A 25,675-nucleotide genomic window follows, 5' to 3' on the forward strand; every position below is an offset into this window, starting at 1 on the left:
ACCACTACCTCCTTGGGCGAGGCACGGACGGGCGGTGCCGTCACGCCGTAGAGCGCGACGGCACCGGACCGGAGAGGCCCGAAGCCTCGGGTCAGGCGACGTTGGTGGTGCAGGCGCCGCAGGTGGAGCCACAGTTGTCGTCGGTCAGGTTGACCAGGCCCGCCGGGTCGGCGATCTCGACGAGGGAGACGTCGAGGTCGAACCCGTCCGTTGCCGCCGGGGTCTGGTGGCTCACCAGGGTGGTGCTCGGTACTACGGTGCTGCGCGTCATGCCAACTCCTCTGAATGGTTGTGATGTTGTGGTGGCGCCCGCCTCCGGCTGCACGGCACAGAACCGCACGACCGGAGGCGGGAGTCTGGTCAGCCGACCGTCCGGCAGTCGGGTGCGCAGACCCAGAGCCGGAACGGCAGGCCCAGATGGCGCACGTCACCCAGGACTCGCCCGTTCGCGCGCAGGTACCGGGCACAGTGGGCGCACTCCATCGCCATCTGCTGGCGGGGCCGGAGGCGGGCGATGTCCGGGAGAGGCTGGGTCAACGCGGCCGGGGTGCTCACTCGTCGCCCTTGATGAGGAGTTCGGCCCAGACCTCTTTGCCCCACGGGCACTTGCCTGAGCCGTGCAGGTCGTAGCCCCAGCGGTCGGCGACGGTGTCGATGAGGAGCAGGCCACGCCCTGACTCGTCGTCGCAATCGGGCGGACCAAGGACCGGCAGGCGTGAAGGTGCCCGGTCCACCACCCCGAGCCGTATCCGTTCCGGGCTCGGCCGCCCGACCATCAGGCGGATCGAGTGGCACGAGGTGTGCCTGACGGCGTTCGCGATCAGTTCCGAGATGATCAGCGTGGCGCGGTCGGCGAGGTTGTCGAGGTGCCATACGCCGAGGGCGTCACGAACGAGCTTGCGGCCGATCTCGGCCGTGGACGGCTCGCACGGGAAGGTCTGGCTGTAGGCGGGGTGGCCGGTGGGGGCGGCCTGAACTGGCGTACTGAGACTCGTCATTGGGCGTGGGGCCTTCGTGTTGTCTCGGCGCCCGGCTCGCCCCCTCGGCAGGTGTCAGGGGCGGCCCGGGCCGGTCAACAGCCGCCCGCACTTGGGTGACGGGCAACCAGCAACCACACAACTCCCTTTCACAGCAGGTTGGTTAGGGCGATCAGCTGGTCTCCCGACGGAGCCACCTAGGGCGATTTGACCTTCCGTTTACCTGGCGGGTGCGGGGAGGTGAGAGCTACCGTGCGGACATGGACACCACGCGCAACACCGTTCTTGAGGCGTGGATGGCCGAACACGGCCACAGCTCCAACAGCCTTGCTGACACCGTGAACAGGGCTTTAGAGCGACTGACCGGGAGACCTGGCGGCCTGGACGGCTCGTCGATCCGGGCCTGGAAATCGGGCCGGGTCAAGTGGCCAAAGTCGGCTACCCGTAAGGCACTTGAGGACGTCAGCGGTCTGCCCGCCGTCGCTCTAGGGTTCGTGCCATGGGGCCGGGCTCGGCCCACCCCAGCCCCACCGCAGCAGGAGGACCCCGACATGAAGCGCCGTACCCTCGTCGGCGGCATCGCGGCGGCTGCCGCCGCAGCAGCCGCCCCCGGCACCGCCTCTCCCCGCCGTATCGGCATGAGCGACGTCGACCGCCTGCAGAAGCGCTTCGCCGAACTCATCGCCAGCGACCACCGTCACGGCGGCCAACTCGGCATCGAGCACCGGGCCGCCGCACTCGCCGACGAAGCGCTCAACCTCCAGAACGCCGGCAGTGCCACCCAGCGCGTGCGCAGCAACCTCTACGCCTCCGCAGCCGCCTTCCGCTCCTCGGCGATGTGGGCCGCCATCGACGGCCGCCGCTACGACGACGCGAAGGCGCACATGCGCGAGGCCCAGGCCCTCGCCGAGATGTCCGGCGACCAAGCGATCAAGTTCCGCATCTGGAGCCATGCGGGCACCATGTACCGGCACATGGGTCGCCCTGCCGACGCGTTCGCCGCCAACGACGTCGCCCGCAACCTCCACCTCACCCGCCGCGACCCCCTGTTCGCGTCCCTCGGCCTGGCCCGACAGGGCGCCATCCACGGCGCGGCACAGGACCCCACCGGTACCCGCCGCGCCTTCGAACAGGCCCAGGACGCCATGCTGCGCGCCGACCCCGCCGACTACCGCCCGGTGTGGATGCTCGCCTTCTACGACCAGGCCGAACTGGACCACTTGGCGCTGTCCGCGTACCTGGCGCTCGGCGACTACCCGACCGCCGAGTTCCACGCCCACCGCTGCCTGTCGGCCCTCCGGCCCCACATGGCCCGGTCCAGGGCCATCACCACGACCCGACTCGCACACGCCCAACTCGCCCAGGGCGCGCCGGAAGCCGCGACGACCACCGCGATGAAGGTCCCCACCGACGCCGCCACCCAGCACGCCCGAGTAACGCGCATGCTCCAGGAGTTCGGCGCAGCACTGCGAGCCACCGCACCAGGCAGTACCACTGTGCAGACGTGGACCGAGCACGCCGCCACCTGGAGGATGGCCGCATGACCACGGCGCCCGCCATCGAACTACGCACCTTCACCACCCTCGACACCGTCCGAGGCGACCTCCTCGACGTGTACGCCGAGGTGCGCGCCCCGCTCCTGCACCTGCCGAACTACGCGGTCACCGCGTTCGGCGAGCGCCTGGACCGGCACGCCACCGAGCCGGGGTTCGTTGCTGTCCTCGCGTACGCGGACGGACATCCGGTCGGCTACGCCTACGGCAACACCATCGAGCACGGCGACCGGTACTGGCAGCGCACCAGTCCCGCACCGGCGGAGAAATACACCGAGCGACCGGCCGTGGCCCTGAAGGAGATCGGCGTCCGGCCGACCTGGCGGAAGACTGGCACTGCCCGGCGTATCCATGGCGCCCTCCTCGCCACCCGTGACGAGCCGTACGTGACGCTCATGGTCAACTCGGCCGCCGGCGACGGAAAGGTCCATACGCTGTATATGTCGTGGGGATACGAGGACATCGGGCAGAGCCAGCCGTCACCTGCCTCGCCGGTCCTCACAGTGATGATCCGCGCCATCCGCTGACCAGCCCAAAGGGGAACGTGGCACCAGGACAACGCCGTCAACCGGCGTTGTCAGCGGGGCAGTGCAGACTGGATGTCGTGACGACACCCGACGTCCGAGGGCTGGAGCAGCTTGAGCGCGCCGTCCTGGACGACACCGCCTCTCTCGCGACCGCCCTCCGTCAGTGCCTCATGCTCGCTGGCTACGCCCACCATGCGGAACTGCGTGCCTGGGCGCTGAAGGAGTTGGAAGGGTACACGACGACGGATGAACTGCCCCCGTACCGCAAGGTGCCAGCAGCACTCGAGGTCGTGGTGGATCTCAACCTTCCGGGCCAGATCATTCAGGGCAACACCCGGCGAATCAGCACGCATCAACTTCCCCAGCCTGCTCGTGATCGCGGCATCGGGGAGAGCGCACCGATTCGGCAAGGCGTCCGAGAACTCGAAGCCGTAGTCGCTCACGGCGACCGGGTGGTACGCCTCAGCCCGCCCGGCTCCGCCGAGTACGTTCTGCAGATGACGCAGGAGCAGCATCGTCTCGGCAACGAAGCCGCCGACATCACGTCTCTGCACTGGGATGTCTCCGTGGCCAGCATCGAGGGCGTCCTCGATCACATCAGAACCCGTCTGACCCAGTTCGTCGCGGAAGTGAGAGCAGCCATGCCCCCTGGCCAGCAGAACCCTGACCCCAACCAGATCGACTCGGCCGCGCAGCAGGCCCTCAACATCACGGGAGGCGACAACTCCACCTTCCACATCGTCGCGCCGAACGCGAAGGCGGATGGTGGCAGCACCGCGAACGCCAACGTCAACGAGCCCGCGCCCACGATTCCCCAGCCCTGGTGGCACCGCACGACTGTCATCTGGGGCGCCGTCGCGGCGCTCGCGGCCGTCGCCGGCGTCATTGCCACCGTGATCGTGAAATGAGACTCCGCAGAAGCCGCCTCGACCGGCTGGAGGCGGATGTCCTAGACGAGAGACGTCCACTCGCCCCGGTCCTGCGCCAAGTGATCGCCCTGGGCGGGCACGCTCACTCCGACCCCCTGAGGGCCTGGGCGCTGCGCGAACTCCGGGGCTACGAGGGTAGCGACGTACCAATTCCCGACTATCGACGCATATCGGCCCCTCTGGTGATGGACGGCTTTGCCGGTATGTACCAGTTCAAGGAACAACCGGTGAGTACGTTCGACCTCCCGGATTTCGCCCGCGACGACATGGGCAATGAACTCCGCCTCGGAAAAGGTGTCGGCCAGATCGAGGCCCTCATTGCCAGAAGTGCTGGCCAGACCGTGCAGCTCGGGGACGTCATGGCTGCCGATCTCGCCGTGCTCATGAGCCAGAACTCCCGTCGCCAGGTGCTCCAGTTGTACTGGGCTGTCCACCCGTCGGCGCTGGAAGGCGTTCTCGACCAGGTGCGTACCCGACTCGTTCAGTTGGTCGGGGAACTGCGTGCCACGATGTCTGATGGCCAGCACGATCCGACGCCCGCCCAAGTCGCGCAGGCCCTCCAGAACATCAACATCGCGACTGGCGACAACTCCTCCGTGACCGTCACTGCGCCCGTCGCCGTCGCGCATCGTCACGGATCAGCCCGAGCTGAGATCACTGGAGGATCACAACAGACCTTCCCGCGAGCAGCAGTTACATGGACGGTCTCGATCGCCCTCCTGGCGGCTGTTGTTGCTACCGCTTGGAGCGTGTGGCTCTGATCCCAGCCGCCCGACGGGGGCGGCTCCAGGGCACAGAGTCGCGTTCGGCTGAACTTGCCATGCTCGCGGCTGTGCTCTCGTTGACGACGGCGTCGGGGACGCTTGGGGCTGGCGACGGCGTGATGTCAGTGGTGACGCCTAGGCTGGATGAGGCAAGTGTGTTACGCCGTCAGCTCCCTTCCTCTGTTGTGGTCCGGGGCGGTCGGCCCGTTCGAATCCGAGGACAACCATGCAGCTCGCCGACCATTTCAATGAGTTCCTGCGCACCACGGTGAACCTGGGCCAAGTCAAACTCGACCTTCTCGATACCCGGGTGGAGGCGATCTACCGGGCGCTGAAGGCGGATGAGGAGATCGGCTCGCTGATCCTGGGCAAGATTCCGCAGGGCTCATGGGCGCATCGCACGATCATCGACCCGGTCGGCGGGACGGAGTTCGATGCTGACGTGATGCTGCTGATGGCCGAGAACCCGGACTGGTCGCAGAGCCCCAAGACGTATATCGAGGAGGTGTATGCGGCCCTGCATCGGCACAGCATCTACAAGGACATGCCGCACTCGCGTAAGTGCCGATGCGTGCGGCTGGTCTACAGCAACTCCATGCACGTGGACATCGTTCCCTACGTGGTGCTGGTCGACGGCCGAGAGGTCATCGTCAACCGCGACGAGGACACCTGGGAGAACACCGACTCGCAGGGCTTCACAACTTGGATGCGCGCTCAGGACCAGATCGCGCAGGGGAATCTGCGCAAGGTCATCCGGCTGATGAAGTTCCTGCGCGATCACAAGGGATCGTTCACCGGGACGCGGTCGGTGATTCTGACGACGCTGCTCGGCAACCAAGTCCATGCCTACAAGAAGTTCTCCGATCCGGGCTACTACCGTGATGTGCCCACTGCTCTATTGCACATCGTCGGTGACCTGGACGCCTATCTGCAGGCCAACGAGATCAAGCCCTCGGTCGCCGATCCCTCCGGGTCTGGGCTGACCTACGACCACCGTTGGGAGCAGAACACGTACTCCTACTTCCGCGACCGCATCCACAAGCACGCCGCCGAAATCGACGACGCCTACCACGCCGAGGACAAGGACACGAGCCTGCGGCTGTGGCAGGACCTTTTCGGCCCCGAGTTCAAGGCCCCGGTCACGGCAACCAGCAGCGCCAAGTTCCCTATGGCTGCCGCCTCGGTCACCGCCGTCGCGCGGCCCGGTCGCGCCGGGTGAGTAATAGCAGGAACCGACCCGCACCGACGGACTGGCAGAAACAGGCCCTGACCGAGCTGCGCGAAGCGGCGGCCGAGCAGCCGGACGTGCTGCATCTGGTGGGGGTTCCGGCCCGCGGCCAGAACGGTGTGCTCCGGGTGACGCTGCGGCTTCAAACCGGTTCCTTGGCCACTGCTGACGGTGGCTTGGTTCTGCAGGAGCACGAGGAGTTCGTCCTGACCCTGCCTGCCTCACCGCTGTCCGCAATCACCGTCGAAGTCGAGCACTGGAGGTTCGCCGGCTACCCGCACGTCCTCCAGGGGCGCCGGTTGTGTATCTTCCTGAACCCCGCCCGCGAGTGGGATCCGCTGCGCGGGGGCATGCGGGCGTATCTAAACCGGCTGTGGTCCTGGTTGAAGGACGCGGCAGCGGGTCAGTTCGACGCCTCGAAGGCGATGTACCACGCCGTCGGCGGAGTACTTCACCACACGCCCGGCACCCCGACTCTGGTCGTACGCGTTCCGGGCCCCGACCAGCGGATCCAGGCTGGCTACCTGATCGCGCGCACCGAGCACCGCCTAGACCTGGCCTACAGTCCGCCCCCGGAAGGTGGGGCCGTACGGGTGCCAGTAATCACCATTGCGGGCGCGCTGCCGCTCGGCGGCGGCTCCACCTTTGCCGAGCTACTGACCTATGTGGACAACCCTCCGTTCGATCGCCAACGGCGAACCTTGCCACAGGCGGTCGCCCAGTCTCCGGCGATCCTGACCACGCTCGCGGCCAGTGCGGCCCGCAACCCCGATGGCTCGCCGCAGTACCTGATCCTGGCGGTCCCGCACCCTGCGGGCGGCCCGCCCCATCTGTTGGGTGCACGTCTTCCGGCGCCCGCTGCGGATGCGCTGCGGCGCATGGCCCACGAGCAGGGTTCCGCGCTGAACATCGACGCCTCCCGGATCCGCTCGGACCTACTGATCGAATGGTGCCCTGTGTCCGATGAACGACCTGCCGTGACCACACGTCGCGATGACGGGAGCCTCATCGGGGGCTTCTTGGGGAAACACGTGCATGTCTGGGGCTGTGGCGGCCTTGGCTCCTGGATCGCCGAGTTCGTCGTCCGTGCCGGCGCCTCACAGGTGGCAGTCTGCGACCCCGGAACAGTCACTGGCGGACTGCTGGTCCGGCAGAACTACGTCGAGGCTGACGTCGGAGCCTCCAAAGCCCAGGCCCTGGCCCGACGGCTGCGAGCAGTGGATGACACCGTCGCGATCCACGTCCACGACGGCGTACTGCCCGACGCTGCCGCTCTGGCGGCCGCCGAAGTCATTATCGACGCGACCGTCAGCATTGCCATGGGCCACATTCTGGAGCGTCTCGCGGCTAACGGGGGACCCCACCCGGTCCTGGCTCAGGTAGCCACCGACACCCGCACTGGCACCTTGGGCCTGCTGAGCGTCTCCGCGCCCACCACCGCACAGGGGCCCAGCAGCATCGACACTGCCGCCGGGAAGATCGTACTGGCCGACCCCGCCCTAGAGCTTTACCACCGCCTGTGGCAGGACACCCCGGACGGCGACGAACTTGTACCGACCCGCGGCTGTTCGGTGCCCACCTTCCACGGGTCATCGGCCGACCTGGCCGCTATCGCCGGAACACTTACGTCCTTCCTGGGGATGCACCTGATGACTCCCGGCTCGGGTACGCATCTGGTCGCGCTCCCTCACGCCGCCGGATCGCCCCACCACCGTTTCCTGCCCCACGACGTGACACCGGCCGCGCCCTGACCCGCCCTCCGTGCACTGGGCCGATTGTGCTGTCACCAAGGTGAACGCAGCAACGAGCTATCGGCTCGCCATGATGTGTCAGTACGTCAGGGAATCTCCAAGGCCCGTCGATATCCGCTCGGCGTGCGGTCGTAGAGCACGAGCGCCGGGTGCACCTGCCGGTCGCGTACTCGTCCCAGGCTCACCCCGGCCGAGAGCGGCACCGCGAACAGCACGTGCAAGCGCCGTACCTGCTTCGCGCTGGCCTCCAGATCCGCGAACAGCGACCGCAACACCTCCTGGAACTGAGTCAAGGAAGCGCGATTGCGCAGCACGTCCGGCGCGGCGGCAGCACCGACAGGGCTGATGCGGTAGCGGCGCAGTCCGGCGAGCTGGTGCGGAACCTCCTCAGGCTGGATCGTGCCTGAGAGGTTCAGCACGAGCACCGCCTCATGCGCGGGCGGCTGGTCTACGTCGAGGTGGACCGCGAAGCCGACCACCGGCGCTGTCGAAGACCACGACCAGGACTCGTCCTCGCGGTGGCGCTGATAGATGTCGGTGGGCACGGTGTCGTCCAAACGGGATCCGAGGTAGACAAGCAATGGCAGCCGGGCGAAACCGAAGACGCTCAAGTGCGCGACTTTGTCGCGGGCGATGCCGCGGTTGAGCTGGTTGTCGATGACCTCGTCGATAGCGGCGGTCGCTGCCCGGTAATAGGGCGAGCCTCCAGTCTCCTCGTCGGGGATGTCACGCAGATCGATCGTCATTTCGCCGGCCACGTGGCGCAGGTCGATCTCCACGCCGTGCCGCTCATAGGACTCCAGGAACAGCGGGAACCGATCCCCAGAGGTGATCACCGTAGTAGCGGCGGTCTGTCGGGTCAGCTCGACTTCCTGGCCACGCACCCGGCCCACCATCCGCAGCACTGTGGTCGCCCGGTCGTCGGTCAGCCCGGTGACATGCTTGATGCGGTCCTCGTGAGCGCGTTTGAGCGCGCGCAGCCGTTCCACGGTGAAAACGTCCAGGGTGCCGGAAGCGTCAATCTCGTCGTGCTCGTCGGCACAGACCAGCATCAAGTTGTCAGCAGCGTCGCGCTCCACCAAGTCGTGTTCACCGCGCGGGGAGCCTGCGGTCTGTTGCTGGCCCACGATGTGCGCCAACTCCCCCTGCCGCACCGTGCGGCCGGTCATCCCACCGTCGAGCAGATACCTGTTGCAGATCGCGCACCGACCACCACTGCGCACCCACACCTCCAAGCGCACAGGCGCCGGGATGGCTCGTCTCCCGCCGCCCTGTCCGGCAGCCTTCCTCGCCATGGGCCTTGCCTCCCGTCTCGGAGCGCGCCTGCCGGAACCATTGTGCGTTCCCGTCCGGGGTCCAGCCTTCCCAGTTGCAGCTAATGCGGATACTCGGCCTCAATCAGCGGCTCGTACGGGCCCAGCGTCGGCTCCGCGTGCACCGGCCGAACACAAGAACGCCGACCATATGACCGCCCCCGACCCCAACACCCCCTTCACAGAACATACGTTCGACGTGAAGGATGGGGGCGATCGCGTGCCAGTTCGGCACGTCGCTCGTTAGGCAGCGCAGTCGAAGCGCCGAGTGGGCAAGCGCTGATGGCTCTTGTCCGCCCGCTACGGGAGGGGACCCATGGGCGATCGCAGCTCGATCGAATGGACCGAGGCGACGTGGAATCCCACCACAGGATGCGACCGCGTCTCCCCCGGGTGCGACAACTGCTACGCCCTGACGTTATCCAGGCGCCTGAAAGCCATGGGGGTCGCCAAGTACCAGGCGGACGGCGATCCAAGGACATCCGGCCCAGGCTTCGGTCTCACCCCGCACCCAGATGCCCTGGCCATCCCCCGCCAATGGAAGGCCCCACGGATGGTCTTCGTCAATTCCATGAGCGATCTCTTCCACGCCAAGGTCCCCTTGGACTTCGTCCGGCAGGTCTTCCAAGTGATCGCGGAGACACCCCAGCACACCTACCAGCTACTGACCAAGAGAGCCCGCAGGCTTCGACGGGTGGCAAACGAACTCGACTGGCCCCCCAACCTGTGGATGGGAGTCTCCGTCGAAAACGCAGATCATCTGGACCGCGTCGATGACCTGCGACAAGTTCCCGCCGTAGTGCGCTTCTTGTCCTGCGAACCCTTGCTCGGCCCACTCAGCGGTTTGCGCTTGGACGGCATCGGCTGGGTCATCGCCGGCGGCGAGTCGGGCCCCCGCCATCGGCCGGTGCAAGAGGAGTGGCTGGTGGACATCCGGAATGCCTGCAACGACGCAGACGTGCCGTTCTTCTTCAAGCAATGGGGCGGCCGCACCCCAAAATCAGGGGGCCGCGAGCTCAGTGGAATGACCTGGGACGAGATGCCTCCTCGGCTGCCTGCGGCGGCACATTAACGGCCAAATTCCGGCAGACACCCGTACGCACTCTGGTGACCTATGGCAACAGTGTGTGACCCTCTCCCCAGCGGGGCCGACAGGAGCAGGGGGAGCGGTCGTGGCTGTACCGAAGGATGCCGTGTGGGATCGCGATCCGCACACGGCGGCAAAACATGACTTACTGAAGCAGTACTTAAAGGCATGGACGCCGATTCTCCTGTCACGGCATGACGTGATCAGCTACGCCGAAGGTTTCGCAGGGGCTGGCGTCTACAGGCAGGGCGAGCCCGGGTCCCCAGTAATCGCCTACGACGTCTTCGCCGACGCTCTGCACAGGTCACCGAAGCGTATGCGCGTAATCCTCATGGAAGAGGATGCCCGACGCGTCGAGGAGTTACAGCGCCAGATGGCACTCGCCCGTTCTCGGCAAACGGACGACATCACCAACCGACTGGCCGTGGACATACGCCACGGAGACTTCCACCCAGCCCTCATACAGAAGCTTCGGAGCATCGGTGCGTTGGGGAAGCCTCTCTTCGTCCTGCTGGACAGCTTCGGCGGCCCCGACATCCCCTACTCGCTGTTGCACGAGTTGGGGCGTTATCCCAGCACCGAAGTGATGGTGACCTTCGAGCCCAGCTTCCTCACCCGGTTCGCCGAGAACCACGACGGCCACCGTCAGCTCGGCGACGAAGCCTTCGGCAACCGGGAGTGGCAAGCCGTCTTCCAGCAGCCTTCCTCACACAAGTTCACGTTTCTGCGCGAGCATTACCGCGACACGCTGCGCCAGGCCGGCTTCACGCACACGCTGTACTTCGAGATGGTCGACGAGGGCGGCCGGAAGCTCTACCTGATCTTCGGCACCCGGCACGAACGGGGGCTGGAGAAGATGAAGGACGCCATGTGGAAGGTGGACCCTTCCTACGGCGTCCGATACCGCGACCCCAGGGACACCCAACAGCAGATGCTGGATCTCGAATTCGAACCGGATACGGCTCCGCTGCGTCGGATCCTGCGCGACTTCATCTCCGAGGCGCCCAACGGGCTCACGATCCCGGAGCTCAAGCAATACGCCCTCTTGGAGACCGTCTACCGGCCCGCCCAAGTGATCAGTACCGTCCGCCAACTCCGTGACGCTGGCATCGTGACGACGGATCCTCGTGCCATCAACGTCAAGACACGAGTGACCCTGACGGCGACACCTCCCACCACCAACCCGTCGGCCGAGCAGGGCGCCCTTTGGTGAGAGCCCGAGGGCACATCCAGGGCACATGAGCCCGGGAAACGGCGTAGACCAGTGAGAACTACCGAGAGACGTTTCCCCTGGTCAGCGCACACATCGCCAAGAAACCCCAGGTCAGCGCCCTCCCGCCCTCAATCGCTGCACGAATGGCAGGACTTCAGCCATCGGTTGCATGAGGCGGGGCATCAGCCTTATTGCTTGGTGTGGCCGTGAGTTGAGGTTCCGTAGTGTGTGGGCGGGGTTTTCGGACCCCGCCTTTTTCATGTCCCCGGAGGGGTCGCCGGACGGCTACACCGATCGGGCGGCCCTTTCTGTGTGCAGGATCAGAATTCACCGGGGCGTTTATGAAGTGGCGACGGAACAGCCCCGCTCAGCTTGCCGCGCTCAGGCGTGAGTTCCTGGAGATCGCACGGCATTCCAGACAGCTCCGCAGGCCACCGCAGGCCACCGCACGGAACGCGATCGACTCCCACGGCGTGGGCTCCGGAGGCGCCCGCACCGTCGCCGGCCGAGGTCGCGGAGTCAGCGGACCGGCACCGCGCCAAGACGTTCCTCGATGGTGTCAGTGGCTGCCCACGTCGTCGCCCTCGCAGGCGGACCGGTCGTCCGCCCCGGAACGGGAGGGCGCCTCGGCCGTGGCGCGGCTGCCTCCTCGATCGTCGACCGGCTCCGTCACCGGCTCCAGCTCCGGTTCCGCCACCGGCTCCGGCTCCCCGGGACTTCCGCCCGGCCGCAAGGCGAGCACCAGCACAGCCGCTCCCAGGAGTCCGGCGAGCATGATCCAGACCGCACCGACGTGCATCGCGTGGATGAACGCGTCATCAGCGGCGTGCGCAAGAGCGGGCCGGTGGATCGCCGTGGCGACGTGGCGGGCCTGTTCGGCGGAGACTCGCGCCCGGTCTCGCACCGGGCCGGGTAGGTCGGTCAGCGCGGGTTCGATCGTGCGCCGATAGACGAGCGACATGATCGTGCCGCCGGCCGCGATCCCGATCACGCTGCCGGTCTGCCGCACGGTGTTGGTGACGGCCGACCCGGCGCCGGCCCGTTCCAACGGCAGGGAGCTGATCAATGCCGCGGTCACCGGGCCGATCACCATGCCGATCGAGAGCCCCTGGGCCAGCAGCAGGAGCTCGATCCGGACGAGGGGGGTGTCCAGTCCGAGGAACCCGTACGCGCCCATGGTCAGCGCCGCCAAGGCCAGCGACGCGGGGGTGACGGCCAGGAGCGACGAGCGACGGACCAGACGTGCGCCGAGGGGTGCCCCTACGATCGCGCCGAACGCGGTCGGGAGACTGGCCAGGCCCGCCTCCGTCGGCGAGAAGCCGCGTGTGCCCTGTAGGTAGAACGCGTTGTAGAAGGTGATGGCCGCCACGGTGAAGAGCAGTAGTCCGAGCGCCACGTTGCCGCCGCCGAAGGTGCGTTGCGCGAGCAGTCTGGGGTCGAAGCTCGGCACCTTGATGCGCAGTTCGACGAGGACGAAGACGGCCAGCAGAACCAGTCCGACGGCGATCGGCGCCCAGACGTCCGTACGGCTCCAGGCGGCCACCTGCCCCGCACGGATCAGCCCGTAGGCCAACGCCGCGAGTCCGCTGATCGACAGCACCATCCCGGCCGGGTCCAACGGTCGCCGGACAGGGCTGCGGAAGTTCGGCACGAGCACGGCGATCCCGGCCAACGTCAGCGCTACGACCGGGATGTTGACCAGAAAGACCGAGCCCCACCAGAAATGGTCGAGGAGCACCCCCGCCAGCACCGGGCCGACCGCCATTCCGACGCCGGCGGATGTCGAGAAGACGGCGATGGCGCTCGTCCGCGCGGGGCCGGTGAAGGTCCACATGAGGATGGCCAGGTCGGCGGGCATGATCAGCGCGCTGCCCACGCCCATCGCCGCCCGTGCGGCGATCAGCTGACCCGCGTCACCCGCGTACGCCGCCCACACCGAGGACCCGGCGAAGACCACCAGTCCCGTGACGAGCAGGGCCCGGTGACCGAAGCGGTCCCCCAGCGCACCCGCGGTGAACATCAAGGTCGCGAAGGCCAGGGTGTACGAGCCCGTCGCCCATTGGAGCTCGGCGGGACTGGCATCCAGTCCACGGACCGGGTCCGCGAGGGTCTCCAGGGTCGTACTCAGGACGGTGTTGTCCAGCCAGATCAGCAGCGAGCACGACATGAGAACGACGAGGATCAACCGCTGCCTGAATTTCGGCAACGTCGGAGGCGTGGTCATGAATACCCTCGGGTGCGATCGAGCGATCGATAAAGACCTGACGGCTGGGACCGTAGGCAATCAAAATGCCCCTGTCAATCGCCGAGCAGCCATGAACTCGCGGCTTTTTTCGGCGAGTTATCGAGGGCATGTCGCTACCCTGCTGTCAATTGACTGCCGCGAAAAGGGAGCTGGTTTCAGCGGGTTACCGAGGGCATATCATTCCGCCTCTGTCAATTTCCCATTCTGTTGTGTGGCCGCGGGCGCCACGTGCCGTCGAGCGGAATGCCGGCGGCCGCCGCGATCCGGTCGCGTGATGCGAGCAGTCGGGCCCTCAGCGCCGGCAGGTCCACGCCCACCAGCACGCCGTCACGTTTGACCACGCGGCCGGCGACGAGGACGGTGTCCACCAGGCCGGGGTGGCCGGCGCTGACGAGGGTGGCGACCGGGTCGGTGACGGGGAACACGGTCAGGTCGTCGGTGCGCAGGAGGACGAGGTCGGCGTCCTTGCCGGGGGTGAGGCTGCCGGTGCGGGTGTCGAGCCCGCACGACCGGGCGGCGTCGACGGTGGCGAACTCCAGCAGGTCCCGGGAGCGCAGGCCGCCGTCCAGGCCGCGCTGCACGGCGAAGGCCGTACGCATCGTGGAGAACATGTCGCCGCCGACCGACGGGACGTCGTCGATGGAGAGGGTCGGGCGCAGACCCGCCGCCAACGCGCGGCCGGTGACGGGGGATCCGAAGCCCATCTTCAGCTCGACGTCCGGGCTGATCGAGAGCGAAGCGCCCGCGTCGGCGAGCATCCGCAGTTCCTCGTCGCTGATGCCGTTGGCGTGCACGAACGTGGTGGTGTCCCGCAGCAGGCCGTGCTCGTGGAGGTCGGTGACCGTCCCGGCGGCCTCGATGTGCAGGCTGGTGCGCAGGCCGAGTTCGGCCGCCAGTTTCAGTTCCCGGGCGACGGTGTCCATGCCGGTGTCGTCGGGTCCGCGCAGGCCGAACGCCATGGTGACCAGGCCGTCGCCGGACAGCCCGTCTCCGGTCAGGTCGGCGCGGACGCGGCGGATGTCGGCGTCCACGGAGTCGGGGGTGCCCCAGCCCGCGCCGAGGCAGAAGACCGACCGTCCGGGCGCGTCCCGCAGCGCGGCGACGGCGGCGTCCTCGTGCGCGTGGGTCTGCGCGACGTGGTACCAGTCGAGCATCGTGGTCACGCCGGAGTGCAACGCCTCCAGGCGGCCGAGCAGGGTGCCCGCGTAGACGTCCTCGGGCCGGTAGTGGGGTTTGACGGTGCCGTGCATGGCCAGCGCCCACTCGGGGAACGTCCAGTCCGCGCCGACGCCTCGGAACGCGGTCTGCCAGGAGTGGCGGTGGTTGTCGACGAAGCCGGGCAGGACGATCCGGTCGGTCGCGTCGATCACCTCGGCGTCCGGCGCGTCGACGCGCTCGGCCACCTCGACGATCACGCCGTCCTCGATCAGTACGTCACCGCGTTCGAGATCGCCGACAGCCGGGTCCATGCTGACCACGGTGCCGCCGGTGAGCAGGGTTTTCTTCGTCATCGGAGGAGCTCCTCACTAGTGGGGGTGGGGGTGTCGTCGCCCGCTCAGGTGGTCGCCGCTTCAGTCGGCACGGCGTCGGCCGCTTCGGTCAGCACGGCGTCGGCCGCTGCGAGCGCGTCCGCGACCAGATCCGGCGTGTCCTCAGTCCCCGCCGCCAACCGCACCAGCCCCAACGGCACGGATTCCGCGAGCTGTTCCTCGCTGAGCATTCCGCGCCACATGGACGCCGGATGCACGGCCAGCGATTCCACGCCGCCGAGGCTGGCCGACCGGCGGGGGTAGCGCAGCCGGCCCAGGAAGGCGTCGGCCGTCTCGAACCCACCGGCGAACTCGATGCCGAGCACCCCGCCGAAACCGCTCATCTGGCCGACGGCCAGCTTGTGTTGGGGGTGGGTCGCCAGCCCGGGATAGTGCACCTTCGCCACCGCCGGATGCGAGCTCAACGCCTCCGCCAGGGCAAGCCCGTTGGCGTTGTGCCGCGGCACCCGCAACGGCAGGGTGCGCATGCCGCGCAGCAGCAGCCACGCGTCGATCGGGCCGAGCGTGGCACCGGTGAGGAGCCCGACGTCCCATATGCGGTCGAGGATCTCCGCCGGCCCCGCCAGCACTCCTGCGGAGACATCGGAATGGCCGTTCAGATACTTGGTCGCGCTGTGCCAGACCAGGTCGATGCCGAAGTCCGTCGGCCGCTGGTTGAGCGGGGTGGCGAAGGTGTTGTCCGCCATGGTCAACACGTCGTGCGCGCGGGCCAGTTCCGCTACGGCGCGCAGGTCGGTGATCTGCAGCAGCGGGTTGCTCGGGGTCTCCACCAGGATCAGGCGGGTCCGCGGGGTCAGCGCCCTCGCGAACGCCTCCGGGTCGGTCTGGTCCACCAGCGTGGTCGTCACCCCGAGGCGCGGCAGCAGGTTCAGCAGCACCGACGCCGTACCCCCGTAGGTGGACCGCTGCCCGACGACGTGGTCACCGGCGGACACCAGGGCCAGTACGGCCGTGGTGAGCGCGGCCATCCCGGACGCGGTGACCATGGCCGCCTCGGTGTTCTCCAACTCGGCTACGACTGCGGCGACTTGGGCGTGGTTCGGGTTGCCGAAGCGGGTGTAGAAGTCCTTGCCCCGCGGCTCTACGGCGCCCCGCGCGAACGTCTCCGCGTCCTCGGCCGAGAACGCCGCCGTCTGGTAGATGGGCGGGGCCACGGCACGGCTGGGGTGGACATCGCGATCGGCGTGGACGGTGATGGTGCTCTTGCCCGGCATGGCTGCCCTTCCGTGGACCTGGACCGTCGGTGTGACTCCAGGAGGTGTGACTCCATGAAGCGTGGCCGACCGGCGGTCCGATGTGACCGGATCTCGGCAATTTTGGCAGCAAATTGCGTGCAGGGCAGGCGCAGAATTGTGGTAGTCGAGCCATCCGCACAATAATCTGCCGCCATGGATGAGGTGGACCGGTCGATTCTGGCCGTGCTCGAACAGCACGGCCGTATCAGCAACAACGAGCTCGCCGCCCGGGTCGGGCTGTCGCCGTCACCGTGCCTGCGGCGCGTGCGTCAGCTGGAGGAGGCCGGGGTCATCCGCGGCTACCGGGCGCTGATCGACCCCGCCGCGGTCGGCCGCAGCCTGCGGGTCTTCGCGGGTGTACGGCTGGTGCGGCACACCCGCGCGGACGTGGTCGCGTTCGAGCGTGGGGTGACCCGGCTGCCCGAGGTGGTCGCCTGCCACCACATCACCGGCAACTTCGACTATCTCCTCCAGGTCGAGGTGGCCGACCTGCCCGCCTACGAGGACTTCCACGCCAACCAGTTGGCCACCCTGCCCGGCGTGGCCACGGTGACCAGCTACGTCACGATGAAGACACTCACCGCCGACCCCGACACCCCATGACGGGGTGAGGCGGTCAGAGCGTGATCGTGCCCCGGATGCAGACGACGGCGGCGCCGCTGACCCAGACGGTGCCGTCCGCGTCGGCGGTGATCTCGATGCTCGCGGCCCGTCCCAGCCGCGTGCCCTGGGAGACCCGGTAGGAGGAGGGCGCGGCGCCGGTGGAGGTGAGCCACTGCCCGACGGCGGCGTTCATGCTGCCGCACGCCGGGTCCTCGGGCACACCGGCGCCAGGAGCGAAGGTACGCAGCTCGTAGCGGTGCCGGGACCCGTCGGGACAGGCCCCGAGCGCGCCGACCATCGCGTCCGGAAGAAGCGAGAAGTCGGGTTCGAGGGCGAGCACCTCCTCGGCCGTGGACAACTGCACCACGGCCCACCCGGGACCGTTGTCGACCCACTGATGCGCCACGACCCGGTCCCGCGTGATCCCGAACGCGGCCACGATTCCCCGCAGTTGGTCCTCGTCGAGCGCGCCCTCACGCACCCGGGGCGGGGCGGCGAAGGACAGCGTGTCCTCGCCACGGCGCACGGTGATCAGGCCTACGGCGCACTCCTGCACGATGCGGTCGGCGTGCCGCGGTGTGCCGCCGCCGTCCAGCCAGGCGCGCGCGGAGCCGAGGGTGGGGTGCCCGGCGAACGGCAGCTCACCGTCGGGAGTGAAGATCCGCAACAGGTAGTCCGCCTCCGGGACGGTGGCCGGCAGCACGAACGTGGTCTCGGACAGGTTCGTCCACCGCGCCAGCCGCTGCATCTCCTCGTCGCTCAGGTCCGTCCCGTCCAGGACGACCGCGACCGGGTTGCCGGAATAGGGGCTCGTGGAAAACACGTCGACCTGCACGAACGCGCGGGTACGCGGCATGGTCATCAAGGTCCTTTCAGGCGGCTGCGGCGAAGGCCGGTCCACCCCCACTCCGTTCCATCCCAACGGGCACCCGCACGCCGAGGACAGGGCCAGTCACAAGAAAGTGGATTGATGTGCCTCGGCCGGCCGGTGGCCGAACTCGTGGACGTAGGTCGCGTTGCCGCCGGCCGTCACCTCACGCGGGTCGCCGCCGAAGGAGGCGATGTCGGAGCCGCGGGTGAAGCCGCCCCCGTACGCGGAGGCGGCATGTCAGGATGATGATCTGACAGCCACTCACCAAGACGGAGCCCGGCCTCATGACCCCTCCCAGCGGCGACGGCAGCGGCACCCAGCCACTGATCATCGACACCAGCAAGCCCCACCCGGCCCGGATGTACGACTACTTCCTCGGCGGCAAGGACAACTACGAGGTCGACCGGGAGGCCGCCGAGCAGTTCATCAAGGCGGCGCCCGAGGTGCGGGAGGGCGTCCGGGCCAACCGGCACTTCATGCACCGGGCCGTCCGGCACGTCGTCGAGGAAGGCGGGGTGCGGCAGATCCTCGACATCGGCACCGGCCTGCCCACCGAGCCGAACGTGCACCAGATCGCGCACGCCGTCGCCCCGGACACCCGGATCGTCTACGTCGACAACGACCCGATCGTCAGCACCCACTCGATGGCACTCATGGAGGACACCGACACCTCCGTCATCCTGGCCGACCTGCGCGATCCGCGCGCCATCCTCGACCACCCCGAGGTGCGCAGGGCGATCGACTTCGACCAGCCGGTGGCGGTACTGCTGGTGGCCGTCGTGCACTTCCTCCCCGACGACGGGGACCCGTACGGCATCGTCGCCACCCTGCGCGACGCGCTGCCGACCGGTTCCTATCTCGTCCTGTCGCACGCCACGGGCGACATCCACGACGACGGCCGCCACGACGCGGCGTCCGTCTACAACCGGGCCACCGCCACCCTCAACCTCCGCACGCACGCCCAAGTCCTGGACTTCTTCGGCGACTTCACCCTCGTCGACCCGGGCCTGGTCCGGGTAACGCACTGGCACCCGGAGGAAACTCCCGACCCAACCGCCGCACCGATCGGCATCTACGGCGGCGTGGCCCGCAAGGACGCCTGACGACCGGCCGCCAGTAGCCGACGGTCACCGTTCCGCCCTCCCGGCCCGGCAACGAGAAGCCCAGCACGGTACTCGTGTTGCGCAGTGCCTCCGGGAGGGCATTCCGCCGTACGACCCGGAAACACCGGATACCCGCGAGTGGAGTCCCCGGAGTCACCCGAAATGCACCCGGCGTTCACGTCCTCCGCGAACCATGCGCCCCATGAGACGTGTCACCCCCGCCCTGGTCCTCGGTATGGCCGCGCTGCTGGCCACCCCGTTCGCCGCCCAGGCCGCCCCCGGCGGCAACGCCCGCACCGACAGCTTCGGCACGAAGGCCACCTACGAGCCGGAGCAGAACCCCCGCTCGTACCAGAAGGTCCCGGCCGGCTTCGCCCCCGTCTTCACCGAGAACGTGTCCCGGCACGGATCGCGTTCCGCTACCGACAGTTCGGACGGCGACCTGATCCTCGCGCTCTTGGACAAGGCGCAGGACGAGGGGCAACTCACCGCGAAGGGGCGGGAGTTCGGGCCCAAGGCGCAGGCCCTCGAAGCCGCCATGAGCACCGTCGGGTACGGCGACCTCAGCGCGCGCGGCAAGGAGGAGATCCACGACACCGCCGTACGGATGGCGAAGCGGCTGCCGACTCTCTTCGCGTCGATCGCGAAGGACAAGGAGCCCATAGATGTGGTCAGTTCGGGGCAGGGACGTGCCGTCGACAGCGCGAACCTCTACGGCGCCGCGCTCGCCCAGACCGACCCCGATCTGACCTCCCTCATCGGCGCGACCCGTACCGACAAGGACCTGCTCTACTTCCACAAGGCCGCCGGGGGCGCCGCGTACCGCGACTACATCGCGAACGACAAGCGGCTCGCGGCCACCCTCACGTCCGTCACCGACCAGCCGAAGACCCACCGCGCCGCCCGTGACGTACTGAAGAAGCTGTTCAAGTCCGCGTTCGTGGACCGGATCACGGCGGGCGAGTTCTCGTCGATCGGCACGGACGTCGAGGCCGCCACCGCCGTCTACAACCTGTACGCCATCGCCCCCGCGATGAGCGAGGAGAGCCCGGGCGGCAAGGGCTGGGGCATGGACCGGTACATCTCCGCGCGCGACGCCGACTGGTTCGGGTACCTCTCCGACGCCGAGGACTTCTACGAGAAGGGGCCGGGCTTCGCGGACAGCGACATCACGTACAGGATGGCGGACGTCCTGCTCGACGACTTCTTCAAGAAGGTCGAGGCCAAGCGCGACGGCACGAGTGACCTGGGCGCCGAACTCCGCTTCACGCACGCCGAGGAGATCATCCCGCTGGCCGCGCTGATGGGCCTGCCGGGGAGTACCGAGGGGGTCACGGCCGACGAACCGTACACCTACGCCGACAACCCGTGGCGGGGCGCGTCCGTGGCGCCGCTCGGCTCGAACATCCAGTGGGACGTGTTCCGCAAGGGCAGCACCTACCTCGTCCGCATGCTCTACAACGAGAAGGAGACGGCGTTCAAGGCCGGCTGCCGTCCCGTCTCGAAGGGCAGCAAGTTCTACGACCTCGACGAGCTGGAGCGCTGCTTCGGGCGCACGGGGTCGGCGTCCGGCTGACCGACAGCCGCCGCTCCCCCACACCCTCTCCAGAAAAGTGTGACACTTTTTCAGAATGTGTCACACTTTTCCAGGACACCTACCCTCCCCCGGCCCCGAGCCCGTCAGCCTCGGCCGCGTGGCCCGGTTCCCGGGCCGGTCACGCCGCCCACCGTGAACCCGATGACCGAGCCGCCGCCGTCCCGTCGTTGCGCGAACGGCGCTCCGCCGTGGGCCAGGGCCACCTCGCGGACGATCGAGAGGCCGAGGCCCGAGCCGGGGAGGGAACGGGCGTCCGCCGCGCGGTAGAAGCGGTCGAAGATGCGGAAGAGGTCGGTTTCGGAGACTCCGGGGCCCCGGTCGAGGACCTCGACTCGGACCGTTCCCGGGCGGGCCGGGCCGGAGACCGCGATCTCGATGGGGGTCCGGCCCGCGCGGTCGAACTTGGCCGCGTTCTCGACCAGGTTGGAGATCGCGCGCTGGAGCATGCCGGGGCGGCCGTCGGTCGTGGTGTCGCCACTCGCGCGGACGGTGATGTCGCGTCCGGTGCGGCGCCGGGCGAGGCCCGCGACGTCCTCGGCGATGTCGGCGAGGTCGACCTGCTGGGGCGGCTCGGTGTCGGACTGGCCGGCCGCCAGGTCCACCAACTCGTTGACCAGATCGGTGAGTTCGCGGGCCTCCTGAGAGAGGTCCGCGACCAGTTCCTCGCGGGTGCCGGGCGGCAGTTCGTCCATGCGCCGCAGGAGGGAGATGTTCGTGCGCAACGACGTCAGCGGGGTACGGAGCTCGTGGCCCGCGTCCTGGATCAGGCGGCGCTGGTCCTCCTCCGACTGCGCGAGCCGGCCGAGCATACGGTCGAAGGCGCGGCCGAGGCGGCCCACCTCGTCGTAGCCGGTGACGGGGACCTGGACGCCGAGCCGACGGGTGCGGGCCACGTCCTCGGCCGCCGCGGTGAGGATGATGAGGCGACGCGTGATGCGCCGCGCCAGCCACCAGCCGCACAGGCCGGCCAGCACCACGACGGCCGCCATCAGCACGAACGTCCGCTGCTGCAGCGCCCGCAACAGGTCCTCGGTGTCGCTGAACTCCTGCGCGACCTGCACCGCGCCCCGCCCGCGGCCGAGCGAGACGGTCGCGATGCGGTACACGTCCTCGTCGACGGCGACGTCCTTGTGCTCCACCGTCTTCCCGGCCACCTTGTCGCCCGCGACGGCCCGGTCGTCGCCGGTGACGGGCAGCGCCGGGCTGCCGCTGTCGAGGACGGTGCCGTCCCGCCCGAGCACCTGCACATCCGTACGGGCCGGGCGCACGATGTCGTGGCCGGGCGCGGAGGAGGAGAAGTCGTCGGTCGTCATCTGGTGCGTCCGCACCTCGTCCTGCAGGTCCTGTACGACCTGGTCGAACACGGACTCCTGGTCGACGCGGACCAGCCGGGCCGCCGCGCCGTAGGACAGCACGCCGACGAGGAGGGTGACGGCCGCGGTCACGGCCGCGAAGGACAGCACGAACGTGGTGCGGAGCGAGACCAGTCTGGGTCGCCGGGTGGCGACCAGCCGCCGCAGGCGGCCCACTCAGTCCTCCCGCAGCACGTAACCCACGCCACGCACCGTGTGGATCAGCTGCGGTGCGCCGGGCTCGTCGAGCTTGCGGCGCAGATAGCCGACGTACACGGCGAGGTTCTTGGAGCCGGGGCCGAAGTCGTAGCCCCAGATGCGGTCGTAGATCGTGGAGTGGTCGAGGACGATGCCCGCGTTGCGGACGAGCAGTTCCAGGAGTTCGAACTCGGTCCGGGTCAGCTCCAGTTCACGGTCCGCGCGCCAGACCCGGCGCGCCTGGAGGTCCATGCGCAGGCCGGCCGCCGAGATCTGCTTGTCGGGGAACGCGGCGGACGGAGAGAAGGAGGACGACGACGGCTGCGGGTTCTCCCTCAGTCCGTCGACGGGGGTGCCGGGGACGGACGTCGCCGGGACGGGGCTGGTGCGGCGGAGCAGGGCGCGCAGGCGCGCGAAGACCTCCTCCACGTCGAAGGGCTTCACCACGTAGTCGTCGGCGCCCGCGTCCAGGCCCGCGATCCGGTCGGCCGTCTCGACGAGAGCGGTCAGCATGAGGATCGGGGTGCGGTCGCCCTCGGCGCGCAGCACCCGGCAGACCTGGAGGCCGTCGATGCCGGGCATCATCACGTCGAGAAGCAGCACGTCCGGTGGGGTGCGGTGGGCCTGCGCGAGCGCCTCGACACCGTCGGCGACCGCGGTCACCTGGTAGCCCTCCAGGGTCAGGGCCCGCTCCAGGGCATGACGGATGGCACGGTCGTCTTCGGCGAGCAGCACAGTCTGGGGCACGTCCCCCAGTGTGCCAAGGCCTCCGGCGGTAGGGCGGTGAGGGCAGGTCTACGATCACCCTTTTTACCTGGCTCTCACCGTGGTGGACGCAACCTGGGTTCAGCTCCTACCGTCTTCTCACGGTCGGCTGGGCTGCTGTCCCTGGGGGCTGCGCCCCCAGACCCCCGCTTCGGCCCTGAAGGGGCCTCGTCCTCAAACGCCGGACGGGCTGGGTGGAGACAGTGCTGCCAGCTGTTCCGCGAACGGTATGACCTTCGCCTGCTTCGCCGGGCGTGCTGTCGACAAACCCCTCATCAGCGTCCCCAACTCCCCCGCCGCCCGTTCGATCCGCTCCGACAACCCCTCCGCGCCCCAGTCCTCCGAGGCTGCGTACACCGCGGTCGGGACGATCACGGCGCGCAGGTAGGCGAAGAGCGGACGCATCGCGTGTTCCAGTACCAGGGAATGGCGGGCGCTGCCGCCGGTCGCCGCTATCAGCACCGGCTTTCCGGTCAGCGCGTCCTTCTCCAGCACATCGAAGAAGGACTTGAACAGTCCGCTGTACGACGCCGAGAACACCGGGGTGACGGCGATGAGCCCGTCCGCCTGCGTCACCGCGTCGAGGGCTTCCGCGAGCTTCTTGCCGGGGAAGCCGTTGGTCAGATTGTGGGCGATCTCCACGGCGAGGTCGCGCAGCTCGACGACCTGTATCTCCGCCGACGTACGGCCCGCCGTGGCGGTCGCCAATCGGTCGGCCAGCAACCGCGTGGACGAGGGCACGCTCAGTCCCGCCGAGACGACTACGAGCTTCATGCGACGGTCACCCCTTCCGAAGCCTCTTCCGAAGCCGCCGCGCGCAGCGACTCGTGCGTCGGCGCCTCGGGTACGTCCGCCGGGCGGTTCGCCGCGAACTCCTTGCGCAGTACCGGCACGACCTCCTCGCCCAGCAGGTCGAGCTGCTCCAGGACGGTCTTGAGCGGCAGCCCGGCGTGGTCCAGCAGGAACAGCTGGCGCTGGTAGTCACCGGCGTAGTCCCGGAACGCGAGGGTCTTCTCGATGACCTCCTGCGGGGAGCCGACGGTCAGCGGGGTCTGGTCGGTGAAGTCCTCCAGGGAGGGCCCGTGGCCGTAGACCGGCGCGTTGTCGAAGTACGGGCGGAACTCGCGCACCGCTTCCTGCGAGTTGCGCCGCATGAAGACCTGGCCGCCGAGCCCGACGATCGCCTGCTCCGGCGTGCCGTGGCCGTAGTGCGCGTACCGCTCCCGGTACAGCTCGACCATCCGCTTGGTGTGGTCGGCCGGCCAGAAGATGTTGTTGTGGAAGAAGCCGTCGCCGTAGAAGGCGGCCTGTTCGGCGATCTCGGGCGAGCGGATCGAGCCGTGCCAGACGAACGGCGCCACACCGTCCAGCGGGCGGGGTGTCGACGTGAAGCCCTGGAGCGGGGAGCGGAACTTGCCCTCCCAGTTCACTACGTCCTCGCGCCACAGGCGGCGCAGCAAGGCGTAGTTCTCGATCGCCAGGTTGATGCCCTGGCGGATGTCCTGCCCGAACCAGGGGTACACCGGGCCGGTGTTGCCGCGGCCCATCATCAGGTCGACCCGGCCGTCGGCCAGGTGCTGGAGCATCGCGAAGTCCTCCGCGATCTTCACCGGGTCGTTGGTGGTGATGAGGGTGGTGGAGGTGGAGAGGATCAGCTTCTCGGTCCGGGCCGCGATGAAGCCGAGCATCGTGGTGGGCGACGAGGGCACGAAGGGCGGGTTGTGGTGCTCGCCGGTCGCGAAGACGTCGAGCCCGACCTCCTCGGCCTTCAGCGCGATGGCGACCATGGCCTTGATGCGCTCGCGCTCGGTCGGCGTCCGTCCGGTGGTCGGGTCCGGTGTGACGTCGCCGACGCTGAAGATCCCGAACTGCATGGTCGTTCACCCTCCAGGTTGTTGATTATTCAACTATACCCTCCAACGGCCACCCCGGCGCACATATTCCACGCACCGCGGACGCCGTCCGCCGCCCGCTGTCAGTGGCTCGTCCTACGATCCCCTCATGGCCGCCGCACGCCGTGACACCCGAGGAATCGTCGACCCCGCGGAACTCCTCGCCCGCGTGCACTTCCGCCGCCCCGAACCCGCCGAACCCCTCCGCCCCTACATCGAGCACTACTGGCTGATCGACTGGGACCTGACCGAGCCCTACGTCTCCCACGTCGTCCCGCACCCTGCCGTGCACATCGTCTTCCAGCGACTCGCCGGCGAGGACGCCTTCGTCGAGGTCGCGGGCATCCCGCACGGCCTCTTCGCGCAGAAACTGGAAGGGCGGGGGCGAGTCTGCGGGATCAAGTTCCGGCCCGGCGCCTTCCGTGCCGTCACCCCGGACCGCCCGGTGTCGGAGTGGACAGGCCTACGGATCCGGCAGCCGGAGGTGTTCCCGGACACCGACCCCGCCACGATCCTCGACCCACCCGACGAGACCGCCCGCATCACCGCCCTGGACGCCTTCGTCCTGGCTCTCGACCCACGCCCGGACCCGCAGGCCGAGCTGGCGACGACCCTGGTCGACCGCATCCGCACCGACCGCACGATCCGCCGCGTGACCGACTTCGCCCACACCGAGGGCCTGTCCGTACGACTGCTGCAGCGCCTCTTCGCCGCGTACGTCGGCGTCGGCCCCAAGTGGGTCATCCTGCGCTACCGCATCCACGAGGCGCTGGAGCGGGCCGGCGCCGAGGAACCCGTGGACTGGGCGGGCCTGGCCGCCGACCTGGGCTACGCCGACCAGGCCCACCTGGTCCGGGACTTCACGGCGACGGTCGGGGTGTCACCGACGGCGTACGCACAGGGCGTGCGCTGACCGCCGCCG

General features: G+C 68.6%; 24 protein-coding genes. 12 read left to right on the plus strand and 12 right to left on the minus strand.

The window, feature by feature from the left end; genetic code table 11:
* Nucleotides 1-91: 91 nt before the first annotated feature.
* The 3 genes from AB0I69_RS34520 to AB0I69_RS34530 all read right to left on the minus strand — a co-directional run bounded on the left by AB0I69_RS34520 (nt 92) and on the right by AB0I69_RS34530 (nt 998).
* Nucleotides 92-271, minus strand: coding sequence for an FxLD family lanthipeptide (locus tag AB0I69_RS34520; RefSeq protein ID WP_363099661.1), 180 nt, complete (start codon nt 269-271; stop codon nt 92-94).
* A gap of 89 nt (nt 272-360) precedes the next feature.
* Entirely contained in the window at nt 361-555 is a 195-nt protein-coding gene (locus AB0I69_RS34525; protein WP_363099662.1) for a hypothetical protein, read from the minus strand.
* Nucleotides 552-998, minus strand: a complete 447-nt coding sequence (locus tag AB0I69_RS34530; protein WP_363099663.1) for an ATP-binding protein — start codon at nt 996-998, stop codon at nt 552-554. The genes AB0I69_RS34525 and AB0I69_RS34530 overlap by 4 nt, the downstream gene beginning before the upstream one ends.
* A gap of 239 nt (nt 999-1,237) precedes the next feature.
* On the opposite strand from AB0I69_RS34530, the gene AB0I69_RS34535 reads away from it, so the two are divergent.
* From AB0I69_RS34535 to AB0I69_RS34560, 6 genes are all read left to right on the plus strand, one after another.
* Nucleotides 1,238-2,521, plus strand: coding sequence for an XRE family transcriptional regulator (locus AB0I69_RS34535; protein WP_363099664.1), 1,284 nt, complete (start codon nt 1,238-1,240; stop codon nt 2,519-2,521).
* A complete protein-coding gene (locus AB0I69_RS34540) occupies nt 2,518-3,057 on the plus strand; it encodes a GNAT family N-acetyltransferase (RefSeq protein WP_363099665.1) in 540 nt (179 codons plus the stop codon). Before AB0I69_RS34535 ends, AB0I69_RS34540 begins: the two co-directional genes overlap by 4 nt.
* A gap of 77 nt (nt 3,058-3,134) precedes the next feature.
* Complete coding sequence (locus AB0I69_RS34545) at nt 3,135-3,965, plus strand: hypothetical protein (RefSeq protein ID WP_363099666.1); 831 nt, start codon at nt 3,135-3,137, stop codon at nt 3,963-3,965.
* Nucleotides 3,962-4,747 carry a hypothetical protein gene (locus tag AB0I69_RS34550; RefSeq protein ID WP_363099667.1) on the plus strand — a complete coding sequence of 262 codons (786 nt, stop codon included), beginning with the start codon at nt 3,962-3,964 and terminating at the stop codon, nt 4,745-4,747. The genes AB0I69_RS34545 and AB0I69_RS34550 overlap by 4 nt, the downstream gene beginning before the upstream one ends.
* A gap of 229 nt (nt 4,748-4,976) precedes the next feature.
* Entirely contained in the window at nt 4,977-5,969 is a 993-nt protein-coding gene (locus AB0I69_RS34555; RefSeq protein ID WP_363099668.1) for a cyclic GMP-AMP synthase DncV-like nucleotidyltransferase, read from the plus strand.
* Complete coding sequence (locus AB0I69_RS34560; RefSeq protein ID WP_363099669.1) at nt 5,966-7,729, plus strand: ThiF family adenylyltransferase; 1,764 nt, start codon at nt 5,966-5,968, stop codon at nt 7,727-7,729. Before AB0I69_RS34555 ends, AB0I69_RS34560 begins: the two co-directional genes overlap by 4 nt.
* Nucleotides 7,730-7,815: 86 nt before the next feature.
* Here the strand turns inward: AB0I69_RS34560 and AB0I69_RS34565 are convergent, their stop codons facing one another.
* Complete coding sequence (locus AB0I69_RS34565; RefSeq protein WP_363099670.1) at nt 7,816-8,898, minus strand: SAVED domain-containing protein; 1,083 nt, start codon at nt 8,896-8,898, stop codon at nt 7,816-7,818.
* A gap of 460 nt (nt 8,899-9,358) precedes the next feature.
* Between AB0I69_RS34565 and AB0I69_RS34570 the strand changes: the two genes are divergently transcribed.
* Both AB0I69_RS34570 and AB0I69_RS34575 read left to right on the plus strand, forming a co-directional pair.
* Nucleotides 9,359-10,114, plus strand: coding sequence for a phage Gp37/Gp68 family protein (locus AB0I69_RS34570; RefSeq protein ID WP_363099671.1), 756 nt, complete (start codon nt 9,359-9,361; stop codon nt 10,112-10,114).
* Nucleotides 10,115-10,214: 100 nt separating this feature from the next.
* Nucleotides 10,215-11,342: a three-Cys-motif partner protein TcmP gene (locus tag AB0I69_RS34575; protein ID WP_363099672.1), complete on the plus strand. Its 1,128-nt coding sequence runs from the start codon at nt 10,215-10,217 to the stop codon at nt 11,340-11,342.
* 559 nt (nt 11,343-11,901) lie between these two features.
* On the opposite strand, the gene AB0I69_RS34580 is transcribed toward AB0I69_RS34575, so the two are convergent.
* The 3 genes from AB0I69_RS34580 to AB0I69_RS34590 form a co-directional block, all read right to left on the minus strand.
* Complete coding sequence (locus AB0I69_RS34580; RefSeq protein WP_363099673.1) at nt 11,902-13,566, minus strand: MFS transporter; 1,665 nt, start codon at nt 13,564-13,566, stop codon at nt 11,902-11,904.
* Nucleotides 13,567-13,778: 212 nt separating this feature from the next.
* Entirely contained in the window at nt 13,779-15,098 is a 1,320-nt protein-coding gene (locus AB0I69_RS34585; protein ID WP_363099674.1) for an amidohydrolase family protein, read from the minus strand.
* Nucleotides 15,099-15,142: 44 nt separating this feature from the next.
* Nucleotides 15,143-16,351: an aminotransferase class I/II-fold pyridoxal phosphate-dependent enzyme gene (locus AB0I69_RS34590; RefSeq protein WP_363099675.1), complete on the minus strand. Its 1,209-nt coding sequence runs from the start codon at nt 16,349-16,351 to the stop codon at nt 15,143-15,145.
* A gap of 174 nt (nt 16,352-16,525) precedes the next feature.
* On the opposite strand from AB0I69_RS34590, the gene AB0I69_RS34595 reads away from it, so the two are divergent.
* Nucleotides 16,526-16,975: an Lrp/AsnC family transcriptional regulator gene (locus AB0I69_RS34595; protein ID WP_363099676.1), complete on the plus strand. Its 450-nt coding sequence runs from the start codon at nt 16,526-16,528 to the stop codon at nt 16,973-16,975.
* A 13-nt stretch (nt 16,976-16,988) separates the two neighbouring features.
* Here the strand turns inward: AB0I69_RS34595 and AB0I69_RS34600 are convergent, their stop codons facing one another.
* Nucleotides 16,989-17,837 (minus strand): PhzF family phenazine biosynthesis protein, encoded by an 849-nt coding sequence (locus AB0I69_RS34600; protein ID WP_363099677.1) that lies wholly within the window; start codon nt 17,835-17,837, stop codon nt 16,989-16,991.
* 293 nt (nt 17,838-18,130) lie between these two features.
* On the opposite strand from AB0I69_RS34600, the gene AB0I69_RS34605 reads away from it, so the two are divergent.
* Nucleotides 18,131-18,949: an SAM-dependent methyltransferase gene (locus AB0I69_RS34605; RefSeq protein ID WP_363099678.1), complete on the plus strand. Its 819-nt coding sequence runs from the start codon at nt 18,131-18,133 to the stop codon at nt 18,947-18,949.
* Between the two features lie 202 nt (nt 18,950-19,151).
* Nucleotides 19,152-20,525, plus strand: coding sequence for a histidine-type phosphatase (locus AB0I69_RS34610; protein WP_363099679.1), 1,374 nt, complete (start codon nt 19,152-19,154; stop codon nt 20,523-20,525).
* Nucleotides 20,526-20,629: 104 nt separating this feature from the next.
* Here AB0I69_RS34610 and AB0I69_RS34615 read toward each other — a convergent pair whose 3' ends face one another.
* The 4 genes from AB0I69_RS34615 to AB0I69_RS34630 all read right to left on the minus strand — a co-directional run bounded on the left by AB0I69_RS34615 (nt 20,630) and on the right by AB0I69_RS34630 (nt 24,735).
* Nucleotides 20,630-22,075, minus strand: coding sequence for a HAMP domain-containing sensor histidine kinase (locus AB0I69_RS34615; RefSeq protein WP_363099680.1), 1,446 nt, complete (start codon nt 22,073-22,075; stop codon nt 20,630-20,632).
* Nucleotides 22,076-22,843, minus strand: a complete 768-nt coding sequence (locus AB0I69_RS34620; RefSeq protein WP_363099681.1) for a response regulator transcription factor — start codon at nt 22,841-22,843, stop codon at nt 22,076-22,078.
* 192 nt (nt 22,844-23,035) lie between these two features.
* On the minus strand, nt 23,036-23,635 hold the full coding sequence (locus tag AB0I69_RS34625) for an FMN reductase (protein ID WP_363099682.1): 600 nt from the start codon (nt 23,633-23,635) through the stop codon (nt 23,036-23,038).
* The gene (locus AB0I69_RS34630) at nt 23,632-24,735 is read right to left on the minus strand and encodes an LLM class flavin-dependent oxidoreductase (protein ID WP_363099683.1); all 1,104 of its coding nucleotides are present in this window, start codon (nt 24,733-24,735) and stop codon (nt 23,632-23,634) included. Before AB0I69_RS34630 ends, AB0I69_RS34625 begins: the two co-directional genes overlap by 4 nt.
* 127 nt (nt 24,736-24,862) lie before the next feature.
* On the opposite strand from AB0I69_RS34630, the gene AB0I69_RS34635 reads away from it, so the two are divergent.
* Nucleotides 24,863-25,666, plus strand: coding sequence for a helix-turn-helix domain-containing protein (locus tag AB0I69_RS34635; protein WP_363099684.1), 804 nt, complete (start codon nt 24,863-24,865; stop codon nt 25,664-25,666).
* Nucleotides 25,667-25,675: the final 9 nt, after the last annotated feature.

The organism is Streptomyces sp. NPDC050508, from assembly GCF_040655155.1.
In the GTDB taxonomy this organism is placed as follows: Bacteria; Actinomycetota; Actinomycetes; order Streptomycetales; family Streptomycetaceae; genus Streptomyces.

Bases quoted from the DNA above. Each gene is read 5' to 3' on its own strand.
- AB0I69_RS34555 (WP_363099668.1), top strand. From the start codon at position 4,977: ATGCAGCTCGCCGACCATTTCAATGAGTTCCTGCGCACCACGGTGAAC.
- AB0I69_RS34535 (WP_363099664.1), top strand. From the start codon at position 1,238: ATGGACACCACGCGCAACACCGTTCTTGAGGCGTGGATGGCCGAACAC.
- AB0I69_RS34590 (WP_363099675.1), bottom strand. From the start codon at position 16,351: ATGCCGGGCAAGAGCACCATCACCGTCCACGCCGATCGCGATGTCCAC.
- AB0I69_RS34570 (WP_363099671.1), top strand. From the start codon at position 9,359: ATGGGCGATCGCAGCTCGATCGAATGGACCGAGGCGACGTGGAATCCC.
- AB0I69_RS34595 (WP_363099676.1), top strand. From the start codon at position 16,526: ATGGATGAGGTGGACCGGTCGATTCTGGCCGTGCTCGAACAGCACGGC.
- AB0I69_RS34610 (WP_363099679.1), top strand. From the start codon at position 19,152: ATGAGACGTGTCACCCCCGCCCTGGTCCTCGGTATGGCCGCGCTGCTG.
- AB0I69_RS34605 (WP_363099678.1), top strand. From the start codon at position 18,131: ATGACCCCTCCCAGCGGCGACGGCAGCGGCACCCAGCCACTGATCATC.
- AB0I69_RS34625 (WP_363099682.1), bottom strand. From the start codon at position 23,635: ATGAAGCTCGTAGTCGTCTCGGCGGGACTGAGCGTGCCCTCGTCCACG.
- AB0I69_RS34600 (WP_363099677.1), bottom strand. From the start codon at position 17,837: ATGACCATGCCGCGTACCCGCGCGTTCGTGCAGGTCGACGTGTTTTCC.
- AB0I69_RS34550 (WP_363099667.1), top strand. From the start codon at position 3,962: ATGAGACTCCGCAGAAGCCGCCTCGACCGGCTGGAGGCGGATGTCCTA.
- AB0I69_RS34630 (WP_363099683.1), bottom strand. From the start codon at position 24,735: ATGCAGTTCGGGATCTTCAGCGTCGGCGACGTCACACCGGACCCGACC.
- AB0I69_RS34540 (WP_363099665.1), top strand. From the start codon at position 2,518: ATGACCACGGCGCCCGCCATCGAACTACGCACCTTCACCACCCTCGAC.
- AB0I69_RS34580 (WP_363099673.1), bottom strand. From the start codon at position 13,566: ATGACCACGCCTCCGACGTTGCCGAAATTCAGGCAGCGGTTGATCCTC.
- AB0I69_RS34520 (WP_363099661.1), bottom strand. From the start codon at position 271: ATGACGCGCAGCACCGTAGTACCGAGCACCACCCTGGTGAGCCACCAG.
- AB0I69_RS34635 (WP_363099684.1), top strand. From the start codon at position 24,863: ATGGCCGCCGCACGCCGTGACACCCGAGGAATCGTCGACCCCGCGGAA.
- AB0I69_RS34565 (WP_363099670.1), bottom strand. From the start codon at position 8,898: ATGACCGGCCGCACGGTGCGGCAGGGGGAGTTGGCGCACATCGTGGGC.
- AB0I69_RS34530 (WP_363099663.1), bottom strand. From the start codon at position 998: ATGACGAGTCTCAGTACGCCAGTTCAGGCCGCCCCCACCGGCCACCCC.
- AB0I69_RS34585 (WP_363099674.1), bottom strand. From the start codon at position 15,098: ATGACGAAGAAAACCCTGCTCACCGGCGGCACCGTGGTCAGCATGGAC.